The following is a 14,238-nucleotide window of genomic DNA, read 5'->3' on the forward strand; positions in this document are numbered from 1 at the left end:
TGCAACGTTCAGTCGATCCGTACCACCGTGCGTCCCAGCGAGCCGCCGGCCAGCATGCGCTCGAACACCGCCGGCAGCGCCTCCAGGCCGACTTCCGCCGTACAGATCTGCTGCAGATGCTGCGGCTTCCAGTCGTCGCCCAGCCGCGCCCAGACGGTTTCGCGCAGGGCGCGTGGCGCGTTGGCCGAAGAAACGCCCAACAGCGATACGCCACGCAGGATGAAGGGCATCACCGTCATGTCCAGCTTCGGGCTGGCGGCGAGGCCCGCGCTGACCACGCTGCCATAGGGCACGGTCTGCGCCAGCAGGCTGGCCAGCATGTCGCCGCCGGCATTGTCCAGGCCCCCGCCGAAGCGCCCGGTCTGCAACGGGCCGGTATCGGCCAACGCCTCGCGTGGCAGAACCTCGCTGGCGCCGATGTCGCGCAGGAAGCGGGCCTGCTCCGGCTTGCCGCTGATGGCGTGCACGGTATAGCCGGCGCGGCTGAAGATCGACAGCGCCAGGGCACCCACGCCACCGCTGGCGCCGGTCACCGCCAGCGGGCCCAGATCCGGGGTCTGCCGATTGTCCTGCAGGCGCAGCAGCGCCAACGCGGCGGTGAAACCGGCCGTGCCCAGCACCATCGCCTCGCGCGGGCTGAGCCCGGGCGGCTGCGCGATCACCGCACTCGACTCCAGCCGCACGTACTGGCTGTAGCCGCCGTCGCGGGTTTCGCTCAGGCCGCAGCCGGTGGCCAGCACGGCGTCGCCCTCGCGCCAGGCGGGGTCGGTGGAGGCCACGACCGTGCCGGCCACATCGATGCCGCCCACCAGCGGGAAGCGGCGCAGGATCCGGCCCTTGCCGGTGCCGGCCAGGGCGTCCTTGTAATTGACCGAGGACCACCGGGCGCGGATCAGCACCTGCCCGGGGTTGAGGTCGTCGACCCCCAGCCGGGTCAGGCCGCTGCGGTAGCCGGCGTCGTCGCTCTCGATGCGGAAGGCGGTGAACGGGGTGGTGGGGACCATCGGCGTGCCTGACTTCGAGGAAAACGCCACCTTACCCCGTTCGCCCCCTTTCGATCCTGCCGATCCGCCCCATCTTGTATGATCGGTGATGGTTCACGGCTGGCGCCGCGGGAAGGGCCCGCGCCGCAGCCCATATCTTGATGGAGCGTGCATGGCCTGGAATACACCCGGCGGCAACAAGGGCGGACAAGGCCCCGAGGACAATCGACGCGGGCCGTTCGGGTCGCGCGGCGGTGGCAATGGTGGTGGCTGGGGCGGGCTGCCCGGGCCGTTGAAGGATCTGTTCGATGGCGGCATCGTCCGCTGGGTGGTGGCAGCCCTGGTGCTGCTGGTGCTGTTCTCCAGCTTCCAGCTGATCGGCGAGCAGCAGCGTGGCGTGGTGCTGCGCTTCGGCCAGTTCTCGCGCATCCTGCAGCCCGGACCGAACTTCAAGCTGCCGTGGCCGATCGAGTCGGTCACCAAGGTCAACGCGACCGAGATCAAGACCTTCTCGATCCAGGTTCCGGTGCTGACCCGCGATGAGAACATCGTCAACGTGTCGTTGAACGTCCAGTACCGCATCGATGATCCGCAGCAGTACCTGTTCGGCACGGTCGATGCCAACCAGGTGCTGGAACAGTCCGCCCAGAGTGCCGTGCGCGAGGAAGTCGGCCGTGCCGATCTCAACGCCGTGCTGAACAACCGTGGCCCGCTGGCCGCGGCTGCCGAGGAGCGCCTGCAGGCGCTGCTGCGCGCGTTCAAGACCGGCCTGACCGTCACCGGCCTGACCCTGCAGGACGCCCGTCCGCCAGAGGAAGTCAAGCCGGCCTTCGACGAGGTCAACGGTGCGCAGCAGGTCAAGGAACGCCTGATCAACGAAGCCCAGGCCTACGCCGCCAAGGTCGTGCCGGAAGCACGAGGCCAGGCCTCGCGCGCCCGTACCACCGCCGAAGGCTACAAGCAGGCCGTGGTGTCCAAGGCCGAGGGTGATGCACAGCGCTTCAGCCTGCTGCAGGCCCAGTACAAGGATGCGCCGGACGTGACCCGCAAGCGCCTGTGGCTGGAAACGGTGCAGCAGGTGCTGAGCGAGAACCGCAAGGTGATCGGCGGCGATGGCCGCCAGCTGATCTACGTGCCGATGACCGGCGATACCCGTCCTGCGACGTCGGCCTCCGGCGTGCCGAATCCGGACGTGGTGATGCCTTCGTTGCCGGGTACCACGGCAGCGGAACCTTCCCGTGACCCGGGCCGGCCCACGGGCCGCCCGACCGGGCGACCGAGCGGCCGTGAGGAGGGCAGCCGATGAAGAGTCCAATCTGGATCGCCGTGATCGTGGCGGTGGTGCTGGGCCTGCTGGGCTCGGTGTACGTGGTCCGCGAGGACCAGACCGCCATGGTCCTGAACCTGGGCAAGGTAGTGCGCTCGGACATCAAGCCGGGCCTGCACTTCAAGCTGCCGATCGTGGAAACGGTGAAGGTCTTCGACCGCCGCTTCCAGGTGCTTGATACCGCCCCTGCGCGTTACTTCACCGCCGAGCAGAAGGACGTCAGCGTCGACTTCTTCGCGATCGGCTACATCTCCAACGTGGGTGACTACTTCCGTGCCACCGGCGGCGATCCGCGCATCGCCAATGCCCGCCTGGCACCGATCATCACTGACTCGCTGCGCAACCAGATCAACTCGCGCACCCTGCAGCAGCTGGTGTCCGGCGACCGCAGCGAGCTGATCGCCGAGCAGCTGAAGGGCATCAACGAGGCGGTGGCGGGGCTGGGCATGCAGATGATCGATCTGCGCATCAAGCAGGTCGATCTGCCGACCGACAGCCAGGTCATCAACGACGTGTATGAGCGCATGCGCGCCCAGCGCAAGCAGGAGGCTGCCAAGTTGCGCGCCGAAGGCGAGGAACAGTCGCTGACGATCCGCGCCCAGGCCGACCGCGACAGCACCGTGCTGATCGCCGAAGCCGAGCGTGATGCCCAGCGCCTGCGCGGTGAAGGTGATGCCGATGCCGCGCGCATCTATGGCAAGGCCGGTTCTGCCGATCCGGCGTTCTACGCCTTCTACCGCAGCCTGGAGGCCTACCGTGGCTCCATGACCGACGGCAACGGCGTGATCGTGCTCGACAAGAACGACCCGTTCCTGCAATACCTCAAGAGCGATCGCTGAGGTCGCACGCACTACCCACGGGGCCCGGCCAGATGCCGGGCCCCGTGCCATTTCTGGAGTTCACGATGAAAGACCTGTTCGCGGCCGTGTGCCTGGTCGCGGTGCTGGAAGGCCTGTTCCTGTTCGCGGCCCCGCTGGCCTGGAAGCGCATGGCCGAGCGCCTGCTGGACCTGCCTGGACCGGCCCTGCGCAGCTTTGGCGGCCTGATCCTGCTGGCCGGCCTGAGCCTGCTGTGGTGGGCACGGCATTAGCAGGGGTCAGATCCCTTCCGGCGGGAAAGGGATCTGACCCCGTTTCGGGCCCCTGACCGCTGGGTGAAGCCGTCCGTCGGAAAGGTGGCACCCGACCCCGGAAACCCGGATAATGCACAAAAGCCGGACGGGCCTCCCCCGTTCGGCTTTTTCCGTGTCTGGGCCATCCATCGCCGGCTGCTCCCCGTTTGGAGCCGCCATCACCGCGCTGGCCACCCCCGCCACGGTTTACCCGTCCGCGGCCCCGATGGCCGCAACAAATCGAGGAGCCCGTCATGGGTCAGTCTGTCGTAGTGTTGGGTGCCCAGTGGGGCGATGAAGGCAAGGGCAAGATCGTTGATCTGCTCACTGAGGAAATCGGCGCGGTCGTGCGCTTCCAGGGCGGCCACAATGCCGGCCACACGCTGGTCATCAACGGCAAGAAGACCGTCCTGCACCTGATCCCGTCCGGCATCCTGCGCGACGACGCACTGTGCCTGATCGGCAACGGCGTGGTGATCTCGCCGGCCGCGCTGCAGAAGGAAATCGCCGAGCTGGAAACCTCCGGCGTGGAAGTGCGTTCGCGCCTGAAGATCTCCCCGGCCGCGCCGCTGATCATGCCGTACCACATCGCCCTGGACCAGGCGCGCGAACGCGCTGCCGGCGGCAAGGCGATCGGCACCACCGGGCGTGGCATCGGCCCGGCCTACGAAGACAAGGTGGCACGTCGCGGCATCCGCATCGCCGACCTGCATTACCCCAAGCAGCTGGAAGAACTCCTGCGCACCGCGCTGGATTACCACAACTTCGTGCTGACCAAGTACCTCAACACCGACGCGATCGACTTCCAGAAGACCTACGACGAGGCACTGGCCTTCGGCGAGTACGTCGAGCCGATGAAGTCCGACGTTGCCGGCATCCTGCACGACCTGCGCAAGCAGGGTAAGCGCGTGCTGTTCGAAGGTGCGCAGGGCGCGCTGCTGGACATCGACCACGGCACCTATCCGTACGTCACCAGCTCCAACACCACCGTCGGCGGCGCACTGGCCGGCGCCGGCGTGGGTGCCGATGCGATCGACTACGTGCTGGGCATCGCCAAGGCCTACGCCACCCGCGTCGGCGGCGGTCCGTTCCCGACCGAACTGGACGATGAGATCGGCCAGGGCATCCGCGACCGCGGTGCCGAGTACGGCGCCTCGACCGGCCGTCCGCGTCGCTGCGGCTGGATGGACATCGTCGCGCTCAAGCGCGCCGTGGCCATCAACGGCATCAGCGGCCTGTGCATCACCAAGCTGGACGTGCTGGACGGCATGGAGAAGCTGAAGGTCTGCATCGCCTACGAATACCGCGGCAAGCGTACCGAGTACGCGCCGCTGGACGCGCAGGGCTGGGAAGAGTGCACCCCGGTGTACCTGGAGTTCCCGGGCTGGAGCGAGAACACCCACGGCATCACCCAGTGGGATGACCTGCCGCCGGCCGCGCGCGCCTACCTGCGTTCGCTGGAGGAGCTGGCGGGCTGCCCGATCAGCATCGTCTCGACCGGCCCCGATCGCGACCACACCATGGTCCTGCAGGATCCGTTCGCCTGAGGTAGCGCCGGGCCATGTCCGGCGTGGTGGTAACGCTGTTCAATTGAAAAAAGAGCGCCGCGACTCCCTGTGGGGTCGCGGCGCTTCAGTTTGGGCCGGTTTCATCTGTCGGCGGTTGCGCTGTCAAGTGCAGCCACGGAAGCCGACACCATGACCGCTCGCAAGACCCCGCCGTTCCATGTTGTTGAGCCCATCAACGACGACGCCAATCCCGCCGACGATCTCAGCACGTTCCAGGGCTGCCTCACCCGCATCCGTGATGGCGAGGGCTCCGATGGCATGTTGTGGCCGGAGGAGAACCTGTCCGACGGACGACGTCAGTCCTTGGCGCGGATCGACCGTGCGGCCGTGGGCATCCTCACCGCGGTGGAGATGCTGCATGCGGCCAACCGTTGCGCCACCACGGCGACGCCGCGCAGGCACCTGGACGAAGGTGGGGTGGAAGGGCTGTTCTTCGCCTGCCGCGAACTTGCCGAGCCGGTCTGCAGAGAAGTCAGGCCGGCCTGACGCCCTTCCGCATGTGCGATGCCTGGCCTCGCCATCTGGCGAGGTATCGGGTGGGTTCACGCGCTTCAGACTGACTTCCGCGCTGGCGCGCGTTCGGGCGTGCCGGGCTCCGGCATCACCCGCGCGATGGAATCGGTTGAGTCCGCTGGAATTGCCGCCTCGTACTTCGGCTATGGGCGCGGCGACGCACGTCCGCGCGGGCGTTCCTGGCTGCGGCTGACCGTGCTGGAGGTCTGTGGCCGTTCTTCTTCTGGCAGCCCCTGGCACTGCTGTTACTGCTTGCTGGTGGCGGGCTGGCGACCGCCAGCATCGCGCTGCGGCGGTGGCGACGCCGGTAGGCCGGGCCATGCCCGGCGGGGTACTTGTCAGATACCCAATACGGCTAGGATCGTGCCCAAATCGGGCATCACTGCGACTGGCTCTGCCACGCGGCACACGCGCTACCCTCCCGCCTGCAACAGCGGGTACGGATTGATCGATTCCCCCTTCCACCACTGCTTCTCCGGCCCCAGCACGTGCACTTCGAAATGCAGGTGCGGGGCCTCGGCGCTGGCGTTGCCGGTGCTGCCTACGTAGCCAATCACCTCGCCACGCTTGATCACCTGCTTTTCGGCCAGGCCATCGGCATAGCGTTGCAGGTGGGCGTAGTAGTAGCACCAGTGCCCGCTCGGCTCGAACTGGTAGATCGTCAGCCCCCCACGCTTGCTGTCGAACAGCTTTTCCACCGTCCCATCGGCCACTGCCAGCACCGGAGTTCCTGCGTCGGCCATGATGTCGATTGCATCATGCACGCGCCCTTCGCTGCGGGCATCGGTGAAGGTATCGCGCAGCTGCGAAGGCAGTACGCCCTGCACCGGCAGCAGCAGGCCGCTTGGCGCATCGGTGGCGCTGGACGGCGGCACCGCCGTGGGAGCCGCAGCGCCCACACGCGGCGTCGCAGCCGCAACCTCCGGCCCCGCAGCCACCGCAGGTGGTGCTGCAGGCCGGGCAACCGCTACTGGCTCACCCGCATCGCGGCGCAGCCACCAGCCCATTCCCACACCTACCAGCACGCCCAGCACGATCAACTGCGAAAGTCGCATCGGTTCACTCCTGCATCACCACGGGGACAGAGGTATCCACCGCATCGGCCACGCGCAGTGCATCCCAGTTGGTCATGCGCACGCAGCCATGCGATTCGGTCTTGCCGACATGCCCGGGTACCGGCGTTCCGTGCAGGCCATAGTGGGGTTTGGACAGATCGATCCAGACCCGGCCGACCGGATTGTTCGGACCGGGCGGCAGCGTGGCCTTCTTCTCGCCTTTGCGCGCATCCCAGAACAGCTTGGGGTTGTAGTGGAACGGCGGGTCGCGATGGACGCCGAGAATCTTCCATTCACCGATCGGCAGCGGATCGTGCTGGCTGCCGGACGAAACCGGCACCTGTGCGATCACCTTGCCCTGCGCATCCAGCAACTGAAGAGTGGAATCGGACTTGTCGACCACGATCTTCGCCGCCTTCGGCAATGCCGCGGGGGCGATGTTGGGCACCTGGATACGGCTGCCGGCCTTGGCCAGATCGACGCCGGGGTTGAGCAACTTCAGAAGGGCAGGGGACGCGTGGAAGCGTTCACCGAGCGCTTCCTCGACGCTGCTGTAACCCAGCGACTTCAGCTTTGCCTGTGCGGCGGGTTTCTTGGGAATGGACTGGAACGGACCGGCAACATCCTCGGCCGTCAGCGTGTAGCTGGCCAGCGGCGCGATCGTCTCGGCCTGGAGAGCCTCCCAGGTGCCGTCGTCCAGCTCTCCGCTCACTGTCAGGCCGTGTGCCGCCTGGAAGCCGGCCACGGCCCGATGCTGGTTGCTGCCGACTTCACCGTCGATCTCGCCCGGGGAGAAATTGGCGCGATCCAGCAACACTTGGGCGTGCAGCGGCGAGCGGGCTGCTGTATCGGGTCCGGCCTTCTCGGCAATGGGCTCCGGCAGCTGGGCCGGCGGCGGTACCTGCGCGAAGGCGGGCGACACCAGCAAGGACAGGGCGAGCAGGGCGGGGCGGTACACGGGCATGAAGATCTCCGGCAGATGGCAGCTCCACCCTGCCCGCAGAGGCTGCGCAGCCTCCGTGAAAGCAACCTGATGCCGGCATGAGCAGGGCAGCCCCGGCGTGGCTCAGGCCCTTGTCGCAGAAGTACGGGGCGGGGCCTCACCAAGGTGAACGGCTGCCGACGCCCGTGCTTGTTGCCGATCAAGATTGCCGGTGGCGCGGCCGATACGGGCGCATCCCCCCGTTTTGGATGTACCCATGGATTACTTGAGGAATGTCAGGGTTGCCTGGCGTCTTGGGCTGGGCTTTGGCCTGTTGCTGCTGCTGGTCGCGGCCGTGGTGGTCACCGGCGCCACCGCCAGTGTCGTGCAGAAGCGCGCGATGCAGCAGGTAGTCGACGTCAGTGTGGCCAAGGTACGCCTGCTGTCGCAGATGCTCGATGCCAACAACCAGATGATGGTAGTGCGCCGCGAAATGCTGATCCGCCAGGGCGAAGACCGCGGCAGCGACGAGAAGCGCATTGCCGACCTGGTCAAGCGCTACGAGGCGGATTGGTCCGCCTATCAGGCACTGCCGGGCGATGCCGAGGGCAAGGCCATCGCTGAAACCATCGCGGCCAAGCGCGCCCTTGCGCGCCCGCTCAACAAGCAGACCAGCGAACTGATGGAGCAGGGCGACTACCCCGCTGCCGTGGCACTGACCCTGGGGCCGGTGCAGGACGCGGCCAACGGCTGGAACAAGGCGTTGTCCGAGGGAGTCGACTTCGAAGAGAAGGAAAGCCGCGAGGCCGCCGCCGAGGCGATCCGCCTGGGTGAACGCAGTCTGCTGCAGTTGCTGGTGCTGGGAGGCGTGGCCCTGCTGGTCGGCATTGCCGCCTCGGTGATGATCGGTCGCAGCCTGACCGGTCCGCTGGCACGCGCGGTGAACCTGGCCGAGCGCCTGTCCAAGGGCCAGCTGGACCAGGAATTCCGCCTCGGCGGCCGTGACGAGCTGACCCGGCTGGGCGAGGCGATGGCCAGCGTGCGGCAGAGCGTGCAGGCCGCCATCGGGGCGCAGATGCACATGGCCGAGCAGCACGAGGCGGGTGCGATCCGCTACCGCATGGACGCCAGCGCGTTTCCGGGCGATTTCGGGCGCATGGTGCAGGCCACCAACAGCCTGGTGGAATCACACGTGCAGGTGGAACTGCTGATGGCCGAGGTCATGCAGCGCTATGCCATCGGCGACCTCAGCCGCGACCTTCCGGACTATCCCGGCGAGAAGGGTACGCTGACCCGCACGCTGGCCGCAGTGAAACAGAGCCTGCTGGCAGTCAACACCCAGATTGACGACCTGGTCCGCGCGGCGCGCGCCGGAGATTTCAGCGTGCGTGGGGACGCCAGTGCGTTCCAGTATCAGTTCAGGGCGATGGTCGAGCAGCTCAACGGCATGATGGCCAGTTCGCAGGCCAGCATCGCCGACGTCTCCGATGTGCTGCGCGCGGTCTCCGGGGGCGACCTCACTGCGCGCATGGACGGTCACTACGACGGCGTGTTCGCCCGCATGCGCGACGATGCCAACACCACCACGGCCCAGCTGACCGGCATCGTGCGCGGCATCCAGGACGCTGCCGACAGCATCAACACTGCCGCGCAGGAGCTCGCTGCCGGCAACAGCGACCTGTCGCGCCGTACCGAACAGCAGGCCGCCAACCTGGAAGAAGCGGCGGCATCGATGGAAGAACTGACCTCGACCGTCCGCCAGAATGCCGAGCTGGCCCGCCAGGCCGACAGCGAGGCACACGCTGCCGGCGCGGCGGTGCGGGCCACCGAACAGGCAATGGCACAGATGGCATCTGTGATGGGAGAGATCGATCAGTCCTCGGCGCGCATCTCGGAAATCTCCACGGTCATCGATGGCATCGCCTTCCAGACCAACATCCTGGCCTTGAACGCTGCGGTGGAAGCTGCCCGCGCGGGTGAGCAGGGCCGCGGCTTTGCCGTGGTCGCCAGTGAAGTGCGCACGCTGGCGCAGCGTGCGGGCATCGCCGCCAAGGAGATCAAGGAACTCATCGAAGAGGCGGCAGGCAAGGTGCAGAGCGGTCTGGCGGTCACGGTCGAGTCGGAAGCGGCCATTGCCCGCTTGGCACAGGCCAGCGCACGCACCAACCAGCTGATGAGTGACATCGCTGCGGCGAGCAAGGAACAGGCGGCCGGCATCGAACAGGTCAATCAGGTGGTGGTGCAGATGGATCAGGTGACCCAGCAGAATGCCGCACTGGTGGAAGAAGCCACTGCCGCCAGCCGCGCGCTGGAAGAGCAGGCCAATGCGCTGACCGCGTCGGTCGCGGTGTTCCATATCGAGCAGAGCGGTGCAGTCCGCACGGTGGCAGCACGCGCGGCCTGACCGTCGGCAGCCGCCTGAAGGCACGGGCCGCCACGTGTTCGCGCGTGGTGGCCGGTCAGTCCTGCATGCGGCGGATGCGGCCGTCCTCGATCTTCCAGATCACGTCCTTACCCGTGGAGACGTACAGCGGCGAGCGGGCCCACAGGCTCCAGAACACATGGATCTCGGTCGGTGTCGGGTCCTGCAGATGGGTGATGAACATCGCCGCACCGGGTGGCGCACGCTTCAGCTGGATGCAGCTGTGGGTGAAGGCGCGGCGGGAGACGATCCGACCGTGGGCGATGTCGAGACGATGCGTGCCGCCCAGCGGAACCACGGCAGGATCGGTGGTGGCGGGCAGCAGGTAGACCGTCCACGCATCGGCGGCCGTACCGGGCGCCGGAAGAACCACGCTGTTGTAGGTCTGCGCGCAGGCGTCGAAGGCGCTGTTCAACGCCAGCGCCCGTGCGGCGGCAGCGCCGGCCTGGTAGGTCGTTGGCGCCGCTGGAACATCCAGAGTCTCGGTTGCGCCGGTCATCCTTCCCTGCGCGTCGGTGGCGGCCCGATACAGGACCACTGCGCCGTCGCCGATCATGCTGACTTCGTAGTGGCTGCCGCGCTGTTCGGTTATCCAGCCCCTTACCCGGGTGTCGCCGCGCATGCCCTGTTCGAGCAGGGCGTCGGTTGCGCGCTCGGCCGCCAGGTCGTGCTCGAACATCTGCCGGCCACGCGCTTCAGCCTGTGCGACGGCCTGCGCGGTACCCACATCGTCCGCTGGCGCGGCGGGAGCCCGCGCATTGCCGGAAACGGCCGGTGACGCGGCGCAGAGCCACGCCAGCAGCCCCAACATGCCAGTCCATCGTTTCATGGCCCTTTCCTCCGCTCTGCGCCCTGCGGCACCGTGGAGTATGCCGCAGGCCGGTGGTCTACCGCGCGCCACCTTTTTCGGCGATGCTCGCTGAAAAGGGGAGCGGGCATGGACAACAGGGAACCGGAAGGGACCTATGGCGATGTGCCGCGGGTGCAGGGCATCGAGGTGGCTGCGGCGCCACCGGAGCCGGAAGCAGCGACCGACTGGTCGATGCTGCCGCTGACCCGTGGTGATGATGACTCGGCGGTGATGCAGGCGCTGTCCCGCATGCGCCGTGAGCCGGCGTTGCTGTTCACCACTGCCTATCTGCTGGTGTCGCTGCTGGGGCTGTGGTGCAGCTTCTGGTTCTACCGGGGATTCGAGCTGTCGATTCTGGATTACCTGCAGCCCAGCGATTTCCTGGTGGCCGGCATCCGTGACCCGGCCTATGCACTGCTGCTGGCTGCGGGCGTGCTGCTGGTGCTGCTGGTGAGCTGGCCGGACACGCTACGGATGCGCAATGCGGCCAAGCTCGAGCAACTGCGCGCACGCAACTGGGCATGGCGGGCGGTGCTCATGCGCTCGGTACTGACCAGCTGGGAGGGCGTAGGTCTGCGGCCGCTGACGGCGATGACCCTGGCCGTGGCCGCTTTCATGGCCATCGGCGCGGCCAACTACGTGCAGGTGCGGGGGCAGCAGATCCGCAACGAGGGACGTGGGGAAGTGATCCGCCTGCAGTTGAACGGCGACGCGGCGCCCTTGCCTGGCACCGCGCGCCTGCTGGGCTCCAGCAGCGCATTCCTGTTCGTCTGGTGGCCGCAGCAGCGACGGGCCGAAGCGAGTCCGATAGCTGCGGTGCGCAAGCTGCAGGCGGTGGCCGTGGCGGCACCCGCGCCCAAGGGCCGGGCCGGCGATTGACTGAGCCGTGGCGCCGCCGGGTGCTCATGCTGCCCGGCGTGCGCCACGTCACCGTGCAGGGCCGCAGGCATCGTGTGCCCGCTGCGCTGCCGGGTGCATCTCAACCGCCTGCGCGGGTCCGCGCGGCCTTCTTCGCGGCGGTCGAGCGTGCCGCCTTCTTTGCCGCCCGGGTTGCCGCTGCCTTCTTCGCGGCTGCACTGCGCGTGCTGGCGGTGGACTTCTTCGCGGGCGCTTTCTTCGCGACAGTCTTCTTTGCGGCCTTCTTCGCCGGTGCTTTCTTCGCCGCCTTCTTCGCAGTCTTCTTGGCGCCCTTGCGGGCACTGCCACTGCGCTTGCCTCCGCCATCCTGCTTGTTCACGGTGGCCCACGCGATGCGCTCGGCGGTGCTCTCACTGGCACCACGCTCGCGCTCGCTTTCCTCGATGTGTTCGGCCTGGCGCTTCTGCTTGTCGGTATAGGCGGATTTGTCTCCACGGGGCATGACACGTCTCCTTGCAGGCGATGGGGGTGAGGCGGTCAGGCCAGTTGCCGCAGCTTCGGTTCGCGGGCCCACTGGCGGGTGGCGGCGACGGCGAGGAAAGCGCCGGCATCGCCCGCGTCGACGATGCCTGCATCCTTGCCCACGCGCGCCGCCTTGAGCAGCACCCGGCCTCCTTCATCGCTGCCGATGGCCTTCAGGTGTGCCCACGCGGTGCTGGCAAATTCCAGCCCCGCGCTGTCGCTGGACAGCCGCTTGCCGGCCTCCTCGCTGAGCACGATCGCGACCGCATCGAACACCGCCGATGGAGTCCCCGCCAGTTGCCCGTCGGCCGCTTGCAGCTTGCCGTTGCTCAGGGTGGCGCCGCCCACCTTGGGAGCCACCAGCTTCACCGCGGCACCGGCCTTCTCTGCGGCCTTGCGCAGGCTGCTGATGACACCGGCATCGGAGCCTTCATCAAACAGGATGCCGATGCAGCGCCCTTGCAGGGTGGGTTTGTTGCGGCCGATCACGCGGACTTCCGGTGCGGGGGGCATGTCCTGTGCCGGCGTAGCAGTGGGCGCCGGGTCGGGCAGGGCGGGCAGCGCCAGTCCTTCCGCTACCCGCTGCGCGAGGGTTTCGTCGATGTTGCGCAGGTGGCTGACGGTACGAACCCGCACCTTCAGCGTTTCCACCTTGGACAGCTCGAATACCAGTGCCGAGGCCAGATGTGCCTGCTCGGGTGCTTCCAGGCTGCGGAAGAACATCCGTGCCTGGCTGTAATGGTCGGCGAAGCTCTCGGCACGCGTGCGCCCCTTGCGGCCGTCATCCGCGCTGGCATGGCTGCGGAATCCGGCCGGTGTCTCGCGCGGGCTGTCGTCCTCCAGCGAACTGGGGTCGTAGGCCACGCGGCCCTTGGGCACCTGCATCTGCATATGCCCATCGCGCTGGTGGTTGGCAAACGGGCACTTTGGCGCATTCACCGGGATCTGGTGGAAGTTGGGTCCGCCCAGGCGGATCAGCTGGGTATCCAGGTAGGAGAACAGCCGGCCCTGCAGCAGCGGGTCGTTGCTGAAGTCGATGCCGGGCGGCACGTTGGCCGGGCAGAAGGCCACCTGCTCGGTTTCGGCGAAGAAGTTGTCCGGCCAGCGATCCAGCACCATGCGCCCGATCACCTTCAGCGGCACCAGCGATTCGGGAATGATCTTGGTCGGGTCCAGGTGATCGAACGGAAATGCGTCGGCCTCCTCTTCCGTGAACAGCTGCACGGCCAGTTCCCATTCGGGGAAGTCGCCACGCTCGATCGCCTCGAACAGGTCGCGCCGATGGAAATCGTTGTCCGCGGCCTGCAGCTTCAACGCCTCGTCCCACACCGTGGACTGGATGCCCAGCTTCGGCCGCCAGTGGAATTTGACGAAGGTGGAGTCGCCGGCCTCGTTCAACAGGCGGAAGCTGTGCACGCCGAAGCCTTCGATCATGCGCAGCGAGCGTGGAATGGCGCGGTCGCTCATCGCCCACATGATCATGTGCATCGATTCGGGCATCAACGAAATGAAGTCCCAGAACGTGTCGTGCGCGCTCGCTGCCTGCGGGAACGCGCGGTCCGGTTCCATCTTCACCGCATGCACCAGGTCGGGAAACTTCATTGCGTCCTGGATGAAGAACACCGGGATGTTGTTGCCCACCAGGTCCCAGTTGCCTTCAGGGGTGTAGAACTTCACCGCGAAACCCCGCACGTCGCGGGGGGTGTCGACCGACCCGGCACCGCCGGCCACGGTGGAAAAGCGGGTGAACACCGGAGTCTTCTTTCCGACTTCGCCAAGGATGCGTGCACGGGTGTACTTGGCCAGCGAGTGGGTGAGTTCGAAATAGCCGTGGGCGGCGCTGCCGCGGGCATGCACGATGCGCTCCGGGATGCGCTCATGGTCGAAGTGGGTGATCTTCTCGCGGAGGATGAAATCCTCCAGCAGGGTGGGGCCTCGTGGGCCCTGGCGCAGCGAGTTCTGGTTGTCGGCGACGGGGATGCCCTGGGCCGTGGTCATCGGGGGGTGCGTGCCGCTGGCGTGCAGGTGCAGTTCGTCGCCGTCGCCACGGCGATGGTCGGGGGAGGGGGCGGGTGCGCGCTTGCCGGTGGGCTTGCTGGCGGCCATG

13 protein-coding genes and 1 pseudogene are annotated in these 14,238 nt (G+C 67.4%); 8 read left to right on the top strand and 6 right to left on the bottom strand.

All coding sequences use genetic code 11. The annotated features are described in order from the left end of the window. Nucleotides 1-8 precede the first annotated feature (8 nt). On the bottom strand, nucleotides 9-1,004 hold the full coding sequence (locus AC5P76_RS01960; RefSeq protein ID WP_253118637.1) for a YhdH/YhfP family quinone oxidoreductase: 996 nt from the start codon (nucleotides 1,002-1,004) through the stop codon (nucleotides 9-11). 151 nt (nucleotides 1,005-1,155) lie between these two features. On the opposite strand from AC5P76_RS01960, the gene hflK reads away from it, so the two are divergent. The 6 genes and pseudogenes from hflK to AC5P76_RS01990 form a co-directional block, all read left to right on the top strand. Further along, nucleotides 1,156-2,289 carry an FtsH protease activity modulator HflK gene (gene hflK, locus AC5P76_RS01965; RefSeq protein ID WP_074899529.1) on the top strand — a complete coding sequence of 378 codons (1,134 nt, stop codon included), beginning with the start codon at nucleotides 1,156-1,158 and terminating at the stop codon, nucleotides 2,287-2,289. Continuing rightward, nucleotides 2,286-3,149 carry a protease modulator HflC gene (gene hflC / locus AC5P76_RS01970; RefSeq protein WP_053518623.1) on the top strand — a complete coding sequence of 288 codons (864 nt, stop codon included), beginning with the start codon at nucleotides 2,286-2,288 and terminating at the stop codon, nucleotides 3,147-3,149. Before hflK ends, hflC begins: the two co-directional genes overlap by 4 nt. 65 nt (nucleotides 3,150-3,214) lie before the next feature. After that, on the top strand, nucleotides 3,215-3,400 hold the full coding sequence (locus tag AC5P76_RS01975; RefSeq protein WP_053518621.1) for a DUF2065 domain-containing protein: 186 nt from the start codon (nucleotides 3,215-3,217) through the stop codon (nucleotides 3,398-3,400). A 275-nt stretch (nucleotides 3,401-3,675) separates the two neighbouring features. Continuing rightward, complete coding sequence (locus AC5P76_RS01980; RefSeq protein ID WP_053518619.1) at nucleotides 3,676-4,968, top strand: adenylosuccinate synthase; 1,293 nt, start codon at nucleotides 3,676-3,678, stop codon at nucleotides 4,966-4,968. 150 nt (nucleotides 4,969-5,118) lie between these two features. Next, complete coding sequence (locus AC5P76_RS01985) at nucleotides 5,119-5,475, top strand: hypothetical protein (RefSeq protein ID WP_053518618.1); 357 nt, start codon at nucleotides 5,119-5,121, stop codon at nucleotides 5,473-5,475. Nucleotides 5,476-5,547: 72 nt separating this feature from the next. Beyond that, nucleotides 5,548-5,813, top strand: a pseudogene (locus AC5P76_RS01990) (hypothetical protein); the annotation flags it as partial. Nucleotides 5,814-5,915: 102 nt separating this feature from the next. On the opposite strand, the gene AC5P76_RS01995 reads toward AC5P76_RS01990, so the two are convergent. Continuing rightward, a complete protein-coding gene (locus AC5P76_RS01995; protein ID WP_197601071.1) occupies nucleotides 5,916-6,557 on the bottom strand; it encodes a M23 family metallopeptidase in 642 nt (213 codons plus the stop codon). Between the two features lie 4 nt (nucleotides 6,558-6,561). Continuing rightward, entirely contained in the window at nucleotides 6,562-7,521 is a 960-nt protein-coding gene (locus AC5P76_RS02000; RefSeq protein ID WP_253118638.1) for a L,D-transpeptidase family protein, read from the bottom strand. Between the two features lie 235 nt (nucleotides 7,522-7,756). Between AC5P76_RS02000 and AC5P76_RS02005 the strand changes: the two genes are divergently transcribed. Further along, the gene (locus AC5P76_RS02005; RefSeq protein ID WP_253118639.1) at nucleotides 7,757-9,883 is read left to right on the top strand and encodes a methyl-accepting chemotaxis protein; all 2,127 of its coding nucleotides are present in this window, start codon (nucleotides 7,757-7,759) and stop codon (nucleotides 9,881-9,883) included. 55 nt (nucleotides 9,884-9,938) lie between these two features. Here the strand turns inward: AC5P76_RS02005 and AC5P76_RS02010 are convergent, their stop codons facing one another. Beyond that, nucleotides 9,939-10,730, bottom strand: a complete 792-nt coding sequence (locus AC5P76_RS02010) for a hypothetical protein (protein ID WP_128988004.1) — start codon at nucleotides 10,728-10,730, stop codon at nucleotides 9,939-9,941. Nucleotides 10,731-10,838: 108 nt separating this feature from the next. On the opposite strand from AC5P76_RS02010, the gene AC5P76_RS02015 reads away from it, so the two are divergent. Beyond that, nucleotides 10,839-11,630: a hypothetical protein gene (locus tag AC5P76_RS02015; RefSeq protein WP_253118640.1), complete on the top strand. Its 792-nt coding sequence runs from the start codon at nucleotides 10,839-10,841 to the stop codon at nucleotides 11,628-11,630. Nucleotides 11,631-11,730: 100 nt separating this feature from the next. Here the strand turns inward: AC5P76_RS02015 and AC5P76_RS02020 are convergent, their stop codons facing one another. Then, nucleotides 11,731-12,111 (bottom strand): hypothetical protein, encoded by a 381-nt coding sequence (locus tag AC5P76_RS02020; RefSeq protein ID WP_193396771.1) that lies wholly within the window; start codon nucleotides 12,109-12,111, stop codon nucleotides 11,731-11,733. Nucleotides 12,112-12,146: 35 nt separating this feature from the next. Then, nucleotides 12,147-14,237 (bottom strand): catalase, encoded by a 2,091-nt coding sequence (locus AC5P76_RS02025; RefSeq protein ID WP_262218599.1) that lies wholly within the window; start codon nucleotides 14,235-14,237, stop codon nucleotides 12,147-12,149. Nucleotide 14,238 lies beyond the last annotated feature (1 nt).

This window comes from Stenotrophomonas sp. YJH_SMC_36 (assembly GCF_059369935.1).

Bases quoted from the DNA above. Each gene is read 5' to 3' on its own strand.
- AC5P76_RS01960 (WP_253118637.1), bottom strand. From the start codon at position 1,004: ATGGTCCCCACCACCCCGTTCACCGCCTTCCGCATCGAGAGCGACGAC.
- hflK (WP_074899529.1), top strand. From the start codon at position 1,156: ATGGCCTGGAATACACCCGGCGGCAACAAGGGCGGACAAGGCCCCGAG.
- hflC (WP_053518623.1), top strand. From the start codon at position 2,286: ATGAAGAGTCCAATCTGGATCGCCGTGATCGTGGCGGTGGTGCTGGGC.
- AC5P76_RS01975 (WP_053518621.1), top strand. From the start codon at position 3,215: ATGAAAGACCTGTTCGCGGCCGTGTGCCTGGTCGCGGTGCTGGAAGGC.
- AC5P76_RS01980 (WP_053518619.1), top strand. From the start codon at position 3,676: ATGGGTCAGTCTGTCGTAGTGTTGGGTGCCCAGTGGGGCGATGAAGGC.
- AC5P76_RS01985 (WP_053518618.1), top strand. From the start codon at position 5,119: ATGACCGCTCGCAAGACCCCGCCGTTCCATGTTGTTGAGCCCATCAAC.
- AC5P76_RS01995 (WP_197601071.1), bottom strand. From the start codon at position 6,557: ATGCGACTTTCGCAGTTGATCGTGCTGGGCGTGCTGGTAGGTGTGGGA.
- AC5P76_RS02000 (WP_253118638.1), bottom strand. From the start codon at position 7,521: ATGCCCGTGTACCGCCCCGCCCTGCTCGCCCTGTCCTTGCTGGTGTCG.
- AC5P76_RS02005 (WP_253118639.1), top strand. From the start codon at position 7,757: ATGGATTACTTGAGGAATGTCAGGGTTGCCTGGCGTCTTGGGCTGGGC.
- AC5P76_RS02010 (WP_128988004.1), bottom strand. From the start codon at position 10,730: ATGAAACGATGGACTGGCATGTTGGGGCTGCTGGCGTGGCTCTGCGCC.
- AC5P76_RS02015 (WP_253118640.1), top strand. From the start codon at position 10,839: ATGGACAACAGGGAACCGGAAGGGACCTATGGCGATGTGCCGCGGGTG.
- AC5P76_RS02020 (WP_193396771.1), bottom strand. From the start codon at position 12,111: ATGCCCCGTGGAGACAAATCCGCCTATACCGACAAGCAGAAGCGCCAG.
- AC5P76_RS02025 (WP_262218599.1), bottom strand. From the start codon at position 14,237: ATGGCCGCCAGCAAGCCCACCGGCAAGCGCGCACCCGCCCCCTCCCCC.